At 56.1% G+C, this 15,281-nt stretch carries 12 protein-coding genes; 5 read left to right on the top strand and 7 right to left on the bottom strand.

Features of this window, described 5'->3' with window-relative positions; translation table 11 throughout:
• Positions 1 to 10: 10 nt before the first annotated feature.
• Together RZ35_RS09855 and RZ35_RS09860 are read right to left on the bottom strand one after the other, a co-directional pair.
• Complete coding sequence (locus tag RZ35_RS09855) at positions 11 to 445, bottom strand: arsenate reductase/protein-tyrosine-phosphatase family protein (RefSeq protein WP_026743154.1); 435 nt, start codon at positions 443 to 445, stop codon at positions 11 to 13.
• A gap of 13 nt (positions 446 to 458) precedes the next feature.
• Positions 459 to 1,595: a polysaccharide export protein gene (locus RZ35_RS09860; RefSeq protein WP_026743155.1), complete on the bottom strand. Its 1,137-nt coding sequence runs from the start codon at positions 1,593 to 1,595 to the stop codon at positions 459 to 461.
• An 858-nt stretch (positions 1,596 to 2,453) separates the two neighbouring features.
• On the opposite strand from RZ35_RS09860, the gene RZ35_RS09865 reads away from it, so the two are divergent.
• Positions 2,454 to 4,034 carry a TerC family protein gene (locus tag RZ35_RS09865; protein ID WP_026743156.1) on the top strand — a complete coding sequence of 527 codons (1,581 nt, stop codon included), beginning with the start codon at positions 2,454 to 2,456 and terminating at the stop codon, positions 4,032 to 4,034.
• A 120-nt stretch (positions 4,035 to 4,154) separates the two neighbouring features.
• On the opposite strand, the gene asmA is transcribed toward RZ35_RS09865, so the two are convergent.
• The 4 genes from asmA to apbC all read right to left on the bottom strand — a co-directional run bounded on the left by asmA (position 4,155) and on the right by apbC (position 8,564).
• Positions 4,155 to 5,945, bottom strand: coding sequence for an outer membrane assembly protein AsmA (gene asmA, locus RZ35_RS09870; protein WP_026743157.1), 1,791 nt, complete (start codon positions 5,943 to 5,945; stop codon positions 4,155 to 4,157).
• A 48-nt stretch (positions 5,946 to 5,993) separates the two neighbouring features.
• Positions 5,994 to 6,575, bottom strand: coding sequence for a dCTP deaminase (gene dcd, locus RZ35_RS09875; protein ID WP_026740948.1), 582 nt, complete (start codon positions 6,573 to 6,575; stop codon positions 5,994 to 5,996).
• Between the two features lie 86 nt (positions 6,576 to 6,661).
• Entirely contained in the window at positions 6,662 to 7,303 is a 642-nt protein-coding gene (udk, locus tag RZ35_RS09880) for a uridine kinase (RefSeq protein ID WP_026740947.1), read from the bottom strand.
• 151 nt (positions 7,304 to 7,454) lie between these two features.
• Positions 7,455 to 8,564 (bottom strand): iron-sulfur cluster carrier protein ApbC, encoded by a 1,110-nt coding sequence (apbC, locus tag RZ35_RS09885; protein ID WP_026743158.1) that lies wholly within the window; start codon positions 8,562 to 8,564, stop codon positions 7,455 to 7,457.
• A gap of 231 nt (positions 8,565 to 8,795) precedes the next feature.
• Between apbC and metG the strand changes: the two genes are divergently transcribed.
• The 4 genes from metG to RZ35_RS09905 all read left to right on the top strand — a co-directional run bounded on the left by metG (position 8,796) and on the right by RZ35_RS09905 (position 14,209).
• Positions 8,796 to 10,823 (top strand): methionine--tRNA ligase, encoded by a 2,028-nt coding sequence (metG, locus tag RZ35_RS09890; RefSeq protein ID WP_026743159.1) that lies wholly within the window; start codon positions 8,796 to 8,798, stop codon positions 10,821 to 10,823.
• Between the two features lie 371 nt (positions 10,824 to 11,194).
• The gene (locus RZ35_RS09895; protein WP_026743160.1) at positions 11,195 to 11,626 is read left to right on the top strand and encodes a VirK family protein; all 432 of its coding nucleotides are present in this window, start codon (positions 11,195 to 11,197) and stop codon (positions 11,624 to 11,626) included.
• Between the two features lie 246 nt (positions 11,627 to 11,872).
• Positions 11,873 to 12,946, top strand: a complete 1,074-nt coding sequence (locus RZ35_RS09900; RefSeq protein ID WP_026743161.1) for a sugar ABC transporter substrate-binding protein — start codon at positions 11,873 to 11,875, stop codon at positions 12,944 to 12,946.
• 12 nt (positions 12,947 to 12,958) lie between these two features.
• Positions 12,959 to 14,209, top strand: a complete 1,251-nt coding sequence (locus tag RZ35_RS09905) for an LVIVD repeat-containing protein (protein WP_026743162.1) — start codon at positions 12,959 to 12,961, stop codon at positions 14,207 to 14,209.
• A 71-nt stretch (positions 14,210 to 14,280) separates the two neighbouring features.
• On the opposite strand, the gene pgl is transcribed toward RZ35_RS09905, so the two are convergent.
• Positions 14,281 to 15,279, bottom strand: a complete 999-nt coding sequence (pgl, locus tag RZ35_RS09910; protein ID WP_026743163.1) for a 6-phosphogluconolactonase — start codon at positions 15,277 to 15,279, stop codon at positions 14,281 to 14,283.
• Between the last annotated feature and the right edge of the window lie 2 nt (positions 15,280 to 15,281).

The following is a 15,281-nucleotide window of genomic DNA, read 5'->3' on the forward strand; positions in this document are numbered from 1 at the left end:
TCCCTGCAGGTTAACGGCTCAGTGCCTGCGCCCATTGATGGGCAGACTGTTCTAATTGGGTGTATACCATTTCAAACGTTTCACGACTTCTACGGTAGGGGTCGTCTATTTCCTGCTGGTTCAACCAATGGCCGAACAGCATGGTTTTCCCTCTCACTTCCGGCGCAAGGCGGCCGACAGCATCGATATGACCCTTCTCCATCACCAGAATCAGGTCAAACTGACGGCATAGTGCGCCCGTGAGCTGGCGAGCGCGATGCCCCTCCAGCGACAAACCATGCTGGGCCGCGACTTCATTTGCCATTTTGTCGGCGGGGTTGCCGACCAGCGCCCCCAACCCCGCCGAGGCCACAGTCTTCCCCGGCAGCGCATGCTTCAACAGTCGCTCTCCGGTCGGAGAGCGACATATGTTGCCGACACAAACCACGAGAATGGAATTAAACATCGCTCCCCCACTCCTACGGCCAGTTACGGATACGCAATGAACCTTCGCTGAGGTCGTTGAACCCGCCAATCGTCGGCACCAGCTGTGTGATCAGACGATTCCAGCGAGCCACCGGCGCGGTCGTCACATATACCACATCGTAAGGTTGCAATTTGAATTCTGATCCCATCACCAGCGAAGTCGCATCCGAGGTATTCAACTGATAAATGTTCGCCAGCTTCGGCCCCTGGGTACCATGTAACGGACGGATGACGAACACCCCGGTCGCGTCGGCAAAGGATTGATTCATCCCTTCCGCATTGCCCAACGCTTCGGTCAGCGTCATGCCGCTGCGGTCCATTTTCAGCGTGGTCTGTTTGTTGACTTCTCCCATCACGAAGATTTTCAAATCGTCGTCGCGCGGGATAAACAGTATGTCGCCTGGATACAACAAGCGGTTCTGAGACAGGTCGCCGTTCTGCATCAACGCCTGCAACGAAATCCGTTCGTCTTTCCCGTTATGGGTCAGAATCAGGTTCCGCCAGTCGGCGTTGGTGGTTAGCCCGCCCGCGCTGTTGATAGCGTCGAGTATGGTCAGCGGCACATTGGTGATCGCCTGCTGACCGGACTTGGCCACCTCACCCGTCACGTAGGCTTTCTGCGAACGGAACGCCGCAATGCTGACTTCAACCTGCGGCGATTCAATGTACTGCGCCAGTCGGCGCATGATCTCGCCGCGAACCTCGCTCACCGTCTTACCCGCGACTTTAACCTTGCCGATATACGGGTAGAAGATGGTGCCGTCAGAGTGAACCCAGTTGCCGGTATCGCTGGCGCTGCGATACGTCCCCGCCGGGGTCGTCAGTTCAGGATGATCCCAGACCGTCACCATCAGGACATCGCCCACGCCGATGCGATATTCGTAACTTTGCAGCTCTTGTTCCAGACGCGGGTTCGACTGTGCAATCACAGGCTTGGTCCGAAGACGGTCAATTAATGAAGGGGTAATGGGGTATACGTTCACCAGTTTGCTGATATTAAAATCGTCATCCGGCTGTTCCACCACTTCTTTATCGGAGATCGAGAGGTGCGAACCCGGAATAACCGTACACCCTCCCAGTAATATCGTCGAAACAAGTAGCGGAACCAATCTCATTTTTAGGTTTATCATCCTGTTATGCCATCGCTTTTCAATAATGGAAGTAAAGGGCGCACCAGTTATAAGGAAAAACTTTCATGTTTGTGAAATAAGAAAGTTTTATTAGCGTTAAGGTTGGAAAATATCAGATTACGGCATATTCCTGCCCAAAACATGACTTTCCTTCTTTTTATCATCAAATGTGTTCCCACTCTGTTATTAACCCTAATAAGGTTGTGCTTGATGGCTCTCTGTGAAGAGATACCTACTCACAACCCGAACAAAACATGAGAACACCTCAATGACAGTCTTTAAAAAGTCATTAAAGTTACCGGCGAAGGTTAATTAACTTGTCACGTTTAAGTACGCTACCGCCCTTGGCTTGCAGCAACCAATCCGCTAAAAACCGTTCATTTTTTAAGGCAAACATGAATTCTGTGTGCTATCTGGAAAATCAATAGGAAAAACACCCAAAAGTAGACTTCGAATTACGAATAAATAACGCTTATTCACGCTCCGAAAGCATAGGGAAAAATAATTCCTAATGACAAGGTGAATATTGACGACAAAGCCACTTTCGGATAATGGCTATAACGTCCCTCGCTATTTTTGACAGCCCCTCCGGATTCGATTCAAAAACACAATATTAAGTCCGTATTCAAGCTTGATAGAGGCGGGTTTATTAGCCATAACTAAATAAATCCTTAAATAATATTTATTACCGGAAGATAGCACCTTCGGTTTTTCTTTCCCCTAGGTATATTCCTATAACCACGCCTTGCATGCGTGATGAATTAGCCTGCAAAGGCACAATGTCTGGTGGCATGGGGTGTGTCCTGATAACCTATCCGGTTATTAAATGCATGATGTTAAAAGAGGTAATCTCCGAATATGGAATGGATGGTCGATCCAACAATCTGGGCCGGTCTGGCCACATTAGTGGTGCTGGAGCTGGTGTTGGGCATTGATAATCTGGTGTTCATCGCAATTCTTGCTGAAAAACTGCCTGAAAAATTAAGGGATCGCGCACGGGTCGTCGGCTTGTCATTAGCGCTACTGATGCGGTTCGTCTTGCTTTCTTCCCTCTCCTGGCTGGTCACCTTGACCTCGCCGTTGTTCTCCATGCTGGGACAGGAGTTCAGCGCGCGGGATCTCATCGTGCTGATCGGCGGCCTATTCCTACTCTTTAAAGGAACAATGGAGCTGAACGAACGACTTGAGGGCAAGGACGAGAATCAGCAGAATCAGCGCAAAGGGGCGCGCTTCTGGCCTGTGGTCGCGCAAATTGTTGTTCTGGACGCGATCTTCTCGTTGGACTCGGTGATCACCGCCGTCGGTATGACTGACCATTTATTGGTCATGATGGCCGCAGTGACCATCGCCATCGGCCTAATGCTGCTGGCCAGTAAGCCGCTAACACGGTTCGTCAGCGCCCACCCCACCATCGTTATCCTCTGCCTGAGCTTCCTTTTGATGATTGGTTTCAGCCTGGTGGCGGAAGCGTTCGGCTACTACATCCCCAAAGGTTACCTCTACGCGGCTATCGGCTTCTCCGTCACGATAGAGATGCTAAATCAGGTGGCGATGTTTAATCGACGCCGTTTCCTCTCCTCCGCCATGCCGCTTCGCCAGCGTACGGCCGAAGCCGTACTCAAACTCCTGCGCGGCGAGCAGGAAGACGGCGATAGAGAAACCTCGACAAATACCGATAGCGCCGATGCCGACGGTCAGCAGGTCTTCAACCAGCAAGAACAGCGGATGATCGAGCGCGTACTCGGGATGTCACAACGCTCTGTCGGTAGCATCATGACTTCCCGTCATGATATCGAAAACATCGATATCAACACCGCGCCCGAAAACCTCCCTGCCCTGATGGAAAAAAATTCGCATACCCGTCTGGTCGTGACCGACAGTAATGTGTCGGATGAACCGCTCGGCGTCGTTCATGTGATCGAGCTGCTGCGCCAGCAGCTCAATAGTCAGCCGCTGGATCTGCGGGCGCTCATTCGCCAGCCGCTGGTCTTCCCGGAGCAGCTCTCGCTACTGTCTGCGCTGGAACAATTCCGCGAAGCGCATACGCATTTCGCGTTTATCGTGGATGAATTCGGCTCGGTCGAGGGTATCGTGACCCTGAGCGACGTGATGGAGACCATTGCAGGCAACCTGCCGCTCGAAGGGGAAGAGCTGGACGCTCGCCACGATATTCAGATGAACGAGGACGGGACGCTCATCGCCAACGGCTATCTGCCGGTCGAAGATTTACTGATGTATGTCCCGCTGAAACTGGAAGAAAAGCGCGAGTTCCACACGCTGGCGGGCCTGCTGATGGAACATACGCAAAAAATACCGGCAGAAGGCGACGAGGTACGTATCGACAACGTGTTGTTCCGGGTGTTGTCCGTCGAGAGCCATCGCATTATCAAGGTGCTGGTGATCCCTCAGAACGAAGACGAAATGGAATACGAGGTCTAATCGAAGTCTCAGCCCGCGTCGCTCATTGAGCGGCGCGCCATCCGTATGGCACATGATTGGGGCGACTAAGGAAAGGGGAAAACGTGGAGGCCACGCCGTCACCGGCTGGCCTCACGCGCATCAGTTAGCCTGATTCTTTTTCGTCCAGTCGTTGATCTGCTGCTTAAGTTCATCCTGCAGCCGCTTACGCAACATCTGATCGATCGGTAACTGGTAGTTCAGGTTGTTGAAGGGACCATACAGTCGGAAAGGAATCCGAGCATTTTTCAGCAGCTGGACCACGCGATCATTGCCCTGCCAACCATCGATGACCTGCACACTGAGGTTAATGTCGCAGCTCTGCGCAGGCAGATCCAGCACCCCTTCGCCGCCAACCGCCAGAATTTGCGAACGCCCGTTCAGATTGTACATCCGCAGTTTCCCGGCATTGAGGCGGGCCTGCCCGGTGNCCTGTTGCATCTCGGTGAAGTGCTCGTCGCCGCTTTGTCCCCGAACCCCGTTGCTGTTGCGTTCCACCGCCTGCTGGATCATGCGTGGAATGTTGAGTCCATACAGTCGCAGTCTGCTTGCCTGCAACGCCGCGTTGCCCTGCCATTGTGACAGCATTGCCGACACGGTCAGGTTGTCTCCGCTAAATTTACCCTGCATGGTAAAGGAGCCGGTCAGCGTTTCCGGCAGCGTCAGCACCCGCATCAAATCGGTTAACTCGATATTCTCCAGGTCAGGTTGCGTGTTGATGGCCGGCGAGGCATCGATGTCCAACGTTCCCGGCAGTGAGAAGCGGCCTTCGCCTACTCGGCCGCTCAGTTCGTCAATCGTCACTTTGCCCCGCTGGTTGACGCCGCGCAGGCTGAATTGGTTCATCTTGACGCCGCGGAAGATGAGGGCATCGGCTTGCAAGGCGATATGCGAGGTGAAATTGCGCAGCCCGTTATTCGACTGCTGTAGCGGGATATCGTTGGAGATGACCGGCTTCACGGCAGGCGCTTTTTTCACGCTGACGGCCTCGTCCTCGCCCTTCGCCAGTCCCAGCAACGTGTCCAGATCCAGCAGTCCCGAACGCAGGTCGAGCGTGTAATCAGGCACGCTACCCGAGGTGAAGGCGGCCGTTCCGCTCAATTGGCTTTGGTTGGCGCTCAGAGCAAACTGACTGACGGTGATCTTTTCCGGCTGACGTTGATAAGCCACCTGCATAGAACCGCTGCCGGTGATACCGCTTGCGGGCAGTCCAGCGCCTTGTAGCTGATAATCTAAACGATCGATGCGGGCGCGGACGCGTTGAGGAAACTCGCGCATGTCCAGCACGGACGAGCCAGAAAGGGAGAGATCGCGCTGGNCGCGGTTGATGCGGGTCGAAAGCGTTACCTGCGCCTCATTCGGCCCGCTGCGCGTCATACTCAGGTTGATGTCACGCAAATTGAGCTGTTCACCGTCCTGCTGCTGTAGGATCAACAGGCTGTCTGCCACCTCAATACGCCCGATATCAAAACGCCAGCCGCTGCCGATGTCCGGTTCAGCCCCCCCCGGCGGTGCAATCGGCTGGTTGGTTTTTTTCGGCTGACTTTCCGGGGTGAGCCGAAGCACCGCCCCTTTCAGCATCACCTGCTTCACTTCCAGACGATGGGACAGCAAAGGCCAAAGCCTGACGTCCAGACGCATGTTTTCGGCACTGACGATAGGCGCCTGCGCGCCCGGCGCGCTTAGCGACATGCCGCCGGACAAGATGCTCAGTTGCGGCCAGACGTGCCAGCGCAGATCGCCGTCCAACGTCAGTTGATAGCCGCTTCTGGCCGCCACCTGACGAGTCATGTAGCCGCGGAAATCATTCGGGTTGATGAGCACGACCAACGCACTCATACCAGCGGCCAGAACCACTAGCAGAATAACCAGCGCGGTAAAGAGNCTTTTCATGCCATCCTCATTGATATTCGGGCTGCATCGGGCGGCGGCGTCTGTGGCTTAGTCTTCGTCGATTCGGCTAGCCACCGCGCCCTGCTGATCTTTGTATTTAGCGTCCTGACGTCGGTTATAAGGCCGAGCCGCCGGGCCTGACAGCGGTTCGAAGCTGAGCGCGCCGATCATCATGCCTGGTCGCAGCGCCAACGGCAGCTTCCCTGAATTATAAAACTCCAGCACAATCCGTCCTTGCCAGCCTGGGTCGATGCGGTGTGCGGTCACATGCACCATCAGTCCCAGCCGCGCCAGCGAAGAACGGCCATCCAGCCAGCCTACCAGATTGTCCGGCAGCGTCACCGACTCCAGCGTCACCGCCAGCGCCAGTTCTCCCGGATGCAGGAAAAAGGCTTCGCCTTCCGGCAGATTGATTTCGTCGCTCATCACGCGATCGAGCGCCGCGCTGACTTCGTCTTTCGGCCCGCTCAGGTCGATATAAGCGGCGGTATGACCGCGGAATACGCGGAATTGATTTCCCAAACGCACATCGACCGTCGCGCCGCTGATACGTTCGACGGGGGGGCGTGGCGTAATCACCAGACGGCCGTCATCCAGCCAATTTTCAATGTCGCGGTCGCACAGTCTCATCATTTTCTCCGCTCAGGATTTAGACAGGCAAATCCGCTGCCGTCGACTCTGTGTCACCAGGGGCGGCAGCGCCTGCACGTAACTGTTTATTCAAAGAACTGACTGATTTTCGCCTTCAGAATATCGATGGCGATGCGGTTTTTACCACCGCGCGGCACGATGATGTCCGCATATTGTTTAGACGGTTCAATGAATTGTAAAAACATCGGACGGACGGTTTTCTGATACTGCGCCATCACGGAATCCATCGAACGACCGCGATCGTTGACGTCGCGACGCATACGGCGCAGCAAACAAATATCCAGCGGCGTATCGACAAAGATGGAAAAGTTAAGCTCGCCCCTCAGGCGGGCATCGGTCAGCAACAGAATGCCCTCCAGAATAATGACTTTCTTCGGTTCGAGACGCTTCGTTTCTTCCAGGCGGGTGTGCTCCACGTAGCTGTACTGCGGCAGCGCGATTTCCTCACCGCACTTCAACATTCTCAGATGCTGTAACAGCAAATTGTGGTCCATGGCGCTGGGATGGTCATAGTTGGTTTTCACCCGCTCTTCCATCGTCAGATGGGTTTGATCCTTGTAATAGCAGTCTTCCGGAATGACACCAATATGTTCATCGCCCACCTGTTCACGCAACTCACGGTAAAGGGTACTGGCTATGAGACTTTTACCGGATGCTGAGGCTCCGGCAATCCCGATAATGACACACTGGTGAGACTTGTCAGTCATGGCAATAAAGACCTGGTTTACGAAAAAAAAAGAAGGGACACACCGCTAAGGGTGTCTGAACGCCGCAATTATAGGGAGTTAGCCGCTCTCACGCCAGCACTAAGCGGGAGGGGAGTTCGCGTCCGAGCAGGACGCGAACAGGAATGGAGCGTTATAGCGCGCGAAACGCGATTTCCGTGGGGATCACTTGGCCTTGCCAATACAGCTGCGCGGCGACTCGCCCGGCCAGCTCGCGATAGAGCGAGGTAAACTCGCTGTCGGGCTGGCTGACCACGGTCGGTTCGCCACGGTCCAGATCTTCCCGCAAAGACATGTGCAGAGGGAGTTGCCCCAGCAGCGCACAGTGATATTTTTCCGCCAGCTTCTGCGCGCCGCCCGTACCGAAAATAGGCTCCAGATGGCCGCAGTGGCTACAGATGTGCACGCTCATGTTTTCCACGATGCCCAGAACCGGCACTTTCACCTTCTCGAACATGGCGATGCCTTTCATCGCGTCTACCAGCGCGATGTCCTGCGGCGTGGTGACGACCACCGCGCCGGTTACCGGCACGTTCTGCGCCAGCGTCAGCTGAATATCGCCCGTGCCCGGCGGCATATCCAGCACCAGATAGTCGAGGTCAGGCCATAGCGTATCTTGCAGCAGTTGCAGCAGCGCCTTGCTGGCCATCGGCCCCCGCCACACCATCGCATTGTCGTCCGTCACCAGATAACCGATGGAATTGGAGGCGATGCCGTGCGCCGCGATCGGCGCCATATGCTCGCCGTCCGGCGAAGTCGGTCGTTCATGAGTCGTCCCCAACATGGTGGGAATCGAAGGACCATAGATATCCGCATCGAGGATCCCGACGTTCGCCCCCTCCGCCGCCAGCGCCAGCGCCAGATTCACGGCGGTGCTGGACTTGCCGACGCCGCCTTTGCCGGAGCTGACCGCAACGATGTTTTTCACCCCTTTGATTCCGGGCTGATTGTTCGCTCGGCTCATCGTGGCGACCGTGTGCGTCAACCGCCATTCAACGCTTTTCGCGCCGGTAAGACGCAGTAGCTCATCGCTGACCGACTCCTTCAGGACCTCAAGGCCGCTCAGCCAGACAAACGGCATAATGAGTTCGATGTGCAGCACGTCATCCAGCAGCGCGCAGTGATGCAGCGCGTTGAGCGCTATCAGATCTTTGTTCAACGTCGGGTGTTTAAAGGCGGCAAGAACGCGGCTCACGGTCTCGTGCAGCGCGTCAGGGCTGTGCCCGGGGAGGCTATCGTTCATCCCGGCTCCTTGAAATTTTTGTCATTAATCAGAACACGGCTTTAAGCATAACAGAACGCCGCGAACCGGCGTACCGCCACGCAACAAAGTCTTTTCAGACAGCATCCGGACGCCTTTTTTCATTCTCCCGCGACCGCGAGGCCGCCTCCAGAACAGGTTTACGCGCCGCGCCGCTATCGGTTAACATCGTGGCTCCTTCTCATTCATTCAATAACAAGCAAGTTCCCCACTATGACTCAAGTCGCAAAGAAAATTCTGGTCACATGCGCGCTGCCTTATGCTAACGGTCCTATCCACCTTGGCCACATGCTTGAACACGTTCAGGCGGATATCTGGGTTCGTTATCAGCGAATGCGCGGCAACCAGGTTAATTTCATCTGTGCGGATGACGCCCACGGCACGCCTATCATGCTGAAGGCTCAGCAGCTAGGGATTGCGCCGGAGGAGATGATTGCGGCCGTCAGTCAGGAGCATCAGCAGGATTTCGCGGGCTTCAACATCAGCTACGACAACTATCACTCCACGCACAGCGAAGAAAACCGCGAGCTGTCCACGCTGATTTATGGCCGTCTGAAAGAAAACGGCTACATCAAGAGCCGCACGATCTCCCAGCTGTTCGACCCGGAAAAAAGCATGTTCCTGCCGGACCGCTTTGTGAAGGGAACCTGCCCGAAATGTCAATCGCCGGATCAGTACGGCGACAACTGTGAAGTCTGCGGCGCCACCTATACCCCGACCGAACTGATCGATCCGAAATCGGCGATTTCCGGCGCGACGCCGGTGATGCGCGACAGCGAACACTTCTTCTTTGATCTGCCCGCTTTCAGCGACATGCTGCAAGCCTGGACCCGTTCCGGCGCTCTGCAGGATCAGGTCGCGAACAAAATGCAGGAGTGGTTCGAGTCTGGTCTCCAGCAGTGGGACATCAGCCGCGACGCGCCATATTTCGGCTTCGAAGTGCCGGATGCGCCGGGTAAATATTTTTACGTCTGGCTGGATGCGCCGATCGGCTACATGGGTTCATTCAAGAACCTGTGCGACAAGCGCGACGATCTGAATTTCGACGACTACTGGCGCAAAGACTCCGACGCCGACCTGTACCATTTCATCGGCAAGGATATCGTCTATTTCCACAGCCTGTTCTGGCCCGCGATGCTGGAAGGCAGCAACTTCCGCAAACCGACCAACCTGTTCGTCCACGGCTATGTGACGGTTAACGGCGCGAAGATGTCTAAATCTCGCGGCACCTTTATCAAAGCAGATACCTATCTGAAGCACTTGGACGCCGACTGCCTGCGTTACTACTACGCGGCCAAGCTCTCTTCCCGCATCGACGATATCGACCTTAACCTGGAAGACTTCGTGCAGCGCGTGAACGCCGACATCGTCAATAAAGTCGTCAACCTGGCCTCACGCAATGCGGGCTTCATCAACAAGCGTTTCGATGGCAAGTTGGCCGATACGCTGGCCGACCCGGCGCTGTACAAGACCTTCACCGACGCGGCTGACAGCATTGCCGACGCGTTCAGCAGCCGTGAATCCGGCAAAGCTATTCGTGAAATTATGGCGCTGGCCGATCTCGCCAACCGCTATGTGGACGAACAGGCCCCGTGGATCGTGGCGAAGGAAGAAGGTCGCGACGCCGATCTGCACGCAATTTGCTCTATGGGCATCAACCTGTTCCGCGTGTTAATGACCTACCTTAAACCGGTGCTGCCGTCGCTGTCTGAGCGTGCCGAAGCGTTCCTGAATACGGATCTACAGTGGGATGCGATGACTCAGCCGCTGCTGGGCCACCAAATCAATCCGTTCAAGGCGCTGTTCAACCGTATCGATCCGAAGAATATCGAAGCCATGATTGAAGCCTCTAAGCAGGACATCGCCGCCGCGGCGCCGGTCAGCGGNCCGCTGGCGGACAATCCGATTCAGGACACCATCACGTTCAACGATTTCGATAAGGTCGATATGCGTATCGCGCTGATTCAGAAAGCGGAACTGGTGGAAGGTTCGGACAAGCTGCTGCGTCTGTCTTTGGATCTGGGCGGCGAAACGCGTCAGGTCTTCTCGGGGATCCGCGCAGCCTATCCGGACCCAAGCCAGCTGGAAGGCCGCCTGACCATCATGGTCGCCAACCTCGCGCCGCGTAAAATGCGTTTCGGTATGTCCGAAGGCATGGTGATGGCGGCGGGTCCCGGCGGAAAAGACATCTTCCTGCTGAGCCCGGACAGCGGCGCGCAGCCGGGTATGTTGGTGAAATAACGCCTGTCAGGCTGGGCTTCGGCTCAGCCTGCTTTTATCCTCCTCTCGCTCGATTTTCCCCTTCGCTTGAACATCCCCGCGGCCTGCGTTTCCCTGCTTACCGCTGCACATTGCTCCCTTAACCCTCACCGCGGTTTTAGCCGGTCTACCAACGCTGATGGCATCTTCGAGACATGTCCGGCGGATAAACGAGGTTCGGAGAATTCCTGATCTAGTTTTTTGATGAGTCATAAGACGCTGTATTTAAATGATTTTTGTTAGCATCTTCAACACGAACGCGTTAAAGATCTAGGACGGTGCCGCCAGATGCGGCTATGCTTTTTGAGCCAACCAGATTGGCAGGGATTTTACTCACATCACGGAGGACGTTTATGTCTCGCATGACCCCGCTGTTTTTAACCGTATCCTTACTCACCGTCGCCGCTAGCGCCTGCGCAGCCAGACCGCTGACCAGCCAATCCACTATCATCAACGCGCTGAATCAGGGAAGCGAAGTGGCCGTCAATATCGACCTTTCGCAGTGTACGCCGCAGAATGGCGCCGTCGCCAGCCAGACCCGAGGCGGCCTGCGCATTCAGGCCTATCGCTTGACCGGCGACGGGGCTCTGTCGTTCAGCGATGAACACTTTACGGTGGCGAACGACGGCAAACCCATTCAGCAATTTATGCGCTATCAGGTGCTGCCGGACAACATCGTCAACTTCACGACCTATATGTACGATCTGCCCAGTCTGCAACAGCGCGGCACTACGCTGAGCTACCGTTGCAACGTCGGTCAGGGCGTTTCTTTCTTCGCTGAATAAACGTCCGTCGCGCTCCCGCTGCGCCGAGCGGGAGCCGCACGTTCCCCCTTTCCCGTATTATCCGTTCCCGCCAATCCCGGCTCTACAAGGTGGCGAACAACACGTTATAAGATAAAACCAAAAAACATAACCGGGCGCTTTGCTCCTTTCGTCGTTGTCGCTATGATGCCCCATCACGCAAATAGACATCCAGACATAAAGATATCCATAAACTGGCAACACGATTTCCCCACCAAGGAGCCTCAGATGAAGACGTTTCACGCCGCACTCGTGGCATTAAGCATGACGATCGCGCTGCCTGCGTTGGCAGAAAATACCCCCACTCTCGCTCCGCTGCCTGCCTCGCTGGCTAACCATAGCGGTCCGGTGCGTATCGCCGTCATCCGTAATCTGGGCTCCGATGACAACACCACCCAGTTCGTATCCGGCGTGCTGGAAGAAGGGAAAAAACTCGGCTTCAAAGTCAGCACATTTCTAAGCAACGGCGACGACGCTCGCTTCCAGGACTTCGTCAACCAGGCCATCAGCCAGAAATACGACGGCATTATTCTGTCTCAGGGACGCGACCCATACTCTACCGAGCTGCTGCAGCGCATCGTTGATAGCGGCATCAAAGTCTCGGTATTCGACACCGCGGTGAACCGGGATATTCCCGGTGTGACCGTCACCCAACAGGACGACGCCTCGCTGACCAAAGCCTCTTTCGGCCAGTTGGTGAAAGATTTCAACGGCAAAGCCAATATCATCAAGCTGTGGGTCGCCGGGTTCCCGCCGATGGAACGCCGTCAGGCGGCCTACCAGCAACTGCTGAAAGCCAATCCAGGCATTAAAGAGCTGGAATCCATCGGCGCCGTCTCCTCCGACGTGCAGGGCGATACCGCCAACAAAGTCGGCGCGGTATTGGCGAAATACCCGCGCGGGAAGATTGATGCTATTTGGGGCACCTGGGATGCTTTCAGTCAGGGCGCTTATAAAGCACTGAAAGAGAACGGCCGCACGGAGATCAAACTCTACAGCATCGACATCTCCAATCAGGATCTGCAGTTGATGCGCGAAGCCTCAAGCCCGTGGAAAGTCAGCGTCGCGGTGGACCCGAAACTGATCGGTAAAGTGAACCTGCGACTGGTCGCTAACAAAATCGCCGGCGAGCCGACGCCTGCCACCTACGAATTTAGCGCCGCCACTATTCCACAGGCGTTGCTGGCAAGCCAGCCAGGTCCGGTCAATGTCGCCAGCCTCGGTAAGATCATTCCGGGCTGGGGCCAGACGGATGATTTCATCGCTCCGTGGTTTGCTACACTGGCCGCAAAATCGAAATAATGGAGGCAAGTTATGGCATCAGCACCTTTGCCCACCCCTGATTACAGCCGCAATATGCGGCTCATCGGCCACAGCGATCAGGGCGGACGCTCTGATGGCGTACAGGTGATGGTTCATCGGGGCTACGCGTATATCGGCCATATGGTGTCGCAGGGCGTTTCCATCGTTGATGTTCGCGACCCCATCAACCCCAAAACGGTGCGCTTTCTCCCCGCCCCTCCCGGCACCTGGAATATCCATCTGCAAACACACGACGACCTGTTATTGGTCGTCAACGCCCGCGATCTGTTCGCCGATGCGAACTTCGCCGAGGAAAAGGTGTATTACACCCGCTCCGTCGCCGAAACCGTGGATACACGGCAACAAGGCAATACCTGGAGCGCCGGTCTGCGGATCTTTGATATCTCCTGTCCGGACAAACCGCAAGAGATCGGCTTCCTACCGCTGAACGGCATCGGCATCCACCGCATCTGGTACGTTGGCGGACGTTGGGCCTACGTGTCCGCTCTGCTGGAAGGCTACAGCGACTACATTTTTCTGACCATCGATCTGGCCAATCCGCGTAAGCCGGAAGTCGCAGGACGTTACTGGCTGCCGGGGATGCACACCGCCGGCGGCGAAACGCCTGACTGGCCGGAAGGGAAACGCTACGCGCTGCACCACGCTATCGTCAGCGGCGATACGGCCTACGCCAGCTGGCGCGACGGCGGACTGACGTTGCTGGATGTCAGCGACCGCACGCAGCCGCAGCTGATCAGCCACCGGAACTGGAGCCCGCCATTCGGCGGCGGCACGCACACTGCGTTGCCGTTACCAGATCGCGATTTGTTGGTCGTGCTGGACGAGGCGGTGCTGGACAATCAGGAAGACGGGGAAAAACTGATCTGGGTGTTTGATATTCGCGAACCGACCAACCCGGTCAGCATCGCGACCTTCCCCCAGCCGAACGAAGTGGATTATGTGAAGAAAGGCGCGCATTTTGGGCCACATAATTTGCACGAGAACCGGCCGGGCAGCTTCATCAGCTCAACGCTGATCTTCGCGACCTATCAGAACGCGGGCGTGCGCGTTTACGACATCAGCAACCCCTATCGCCCCAAAGAGACTGGCGCGCTGGTGCCCGCCGCGCCAGAACGAATGATGGACCGGCGTCCCGGACGCCCGCGCGTCATCCAGTCTTGCGACGTATTTGTGGATGCTGAGGGGATGGTGTACAGCACTGACTATAACGCTGGGCTGTCTATCATCGAATATCGCGGATAGTGCATCAACCCGGNGCGGAAGGCACCCGAACCGGGTTTTCTTTCATGTCTTCAGGTTTGAAAAATTCAGACTTAATCCAGCGCCAGAATCGTCACCCACATCGGTCCTTGTCCTACCGCGTAGCGCGATAGCGGTTGCAGATGTCCGCCGTCAGGATTGATCTGATAGACCTCGATATAGTGCGACTTCTGCCCCGCCACAATCAGGAACTGACCGCTGTTATCGATATTGAATCCACGCGGTTGGATCTCCGTCTGCTGATGACCGAGGAGCCTCAGATGACCGCCATCGTCCGATACCCCGAGGATGCTGACTACGCTGGCGGTGCGATCGGTGGTGTACAGGAAGCGGCCGTTCGGGGTGATATGGATATCCGCCGCCCAACGCGTTCCGGTGAAATCCTCCGGCATCACATCCAGCGTCTGCACGCGGGCGATGTTGCCATGAGCATCCTTGAGTGCGAAAACATCGACCGAGCTGTCCAGTTCGTTGACGCAGTAGGTGAAACGCTGGTTGGGGTGGAACACCATGTGGCGCGGGCCAGCACCCGCCGCAGCGGGCAGATCCGCGGGCTGATGCTCGGTGAGTTTTCCTTCTGACGACAGGTCGTACAGCCGAATGCGATCTTCTTTCAGACACGGCGCCCACAGCACCTGGTTATCCGGGTCGATATTGGTGGAGTGGCAGCCTTCCAGGCCATCCAACTGCTGGATAAACTCCCCCGCCACGCCGTCGTCGCCGATCGGGCTGACGCTGACGCAAGCATTGCTGTATGAGGCACAGAACAGAAAGCGGCCTTTGTGGTCGGTAGACAGGTGTGTCGGGCTGCCGGGCAGCGCAGCCGCCCCCGCCTCCGTTAACGTTCCATCCGGTGCAATACGGTAGCTAATTACACGGAACGACGGACGCACGCCGACGTAAAGGTGCCGTTTATCGGGCGCCACCACCATCGGCTGTACCTGTCCAGGCGCTTCAACGACTTGTAACAACGTCAACGCGCCTTCGCTATTCAGCCGCCACACGTGAATGTGCTGGCTTTCGGGACTGGCGGTATAAACCACTTGCTGCATTA

Source organism: Lonsdalea quercina subsp. quercina (genome assembly GCF_000688655.1).
Classification (GTDB): Bacteria; Pseudomonadota; Gammaproteobacteria; order Enterobacterales; family Enterobacteriaceae; genus Lonsdalea; species Lonsdalea quercina.

Excerpts from the sequence above, each read along its gene's own strand:
- dcd (WP_026740948.1), bottom strand. The coding sequence starts at position 6,575 with ATGAGACTGTGCGACCGCGACATTGAAAATTGGCTGGATGACGGCCGT.
- RZ35_RS09855 (WP_026743154.1), bottom strand. The coding sequence starts at position 445 with ATGTTTAATTCCATTCTCGTGGTTTGTGTCGGCAACATATGTCGCTCT.
- RZ35_RS09860 (WP_026743155.1), bottom strand. The coding sequence starts at position 1,595 with ATGATAAACCTAAAAATGAGATTGGTTCCGCTACTTGTTTCGACGATA.
- RZ35_RS09900 (WP_026743161.1), top strand. The coding sequence starts at position 11,873 with ATGAAGACGTTTCACGCCGCACTCGTGGCATTAAGCATGACGATCGCG.
- RZ35_RS09895 (WP_026743160.1), top strand. The coding sequence starts at position 11,195 with ATGTCTCGCATGACCCCGCTGTTTTTAACCGTATCCTTACTCACCGTC.
- pgl (WP_026743163.1), bottom strand. The coding sequence starts at position 15,279 with ATGCAGCAAGTGGTTTATACCGCCAGTCCCGAAAGCCAGCACATTCAC.
- RZ35_RS09865 (WP_026743156.1), top strand. The coding sequence starts at position 2,454 with ATGGAATGGATGGTCGATCCAACAATCTGGGCCGGTCTGGCCACATTA.
- apbC (WP_026743158.1), bottom strand. The coding sequence starts at position 8,564 with ATGAACGATAGCCTCCCCGGGCACAGCCCTGACGCGCTGCACGAGACC.
- RZ35_RS09905 (WP_026743162.1), top strand. The coding sequence starts at position 12,959 with ATGGCATCAGCACCTTTGCCCACCCCTGATTACAGCCGCAATATGCGG.
- udk (WP_026740947.1), bottom strand. The coding sequence starts at position 7,303 with ATGACTGACAAGTCTCACCAGTGTGTCATTATCGGGATTGCCGGAGCC.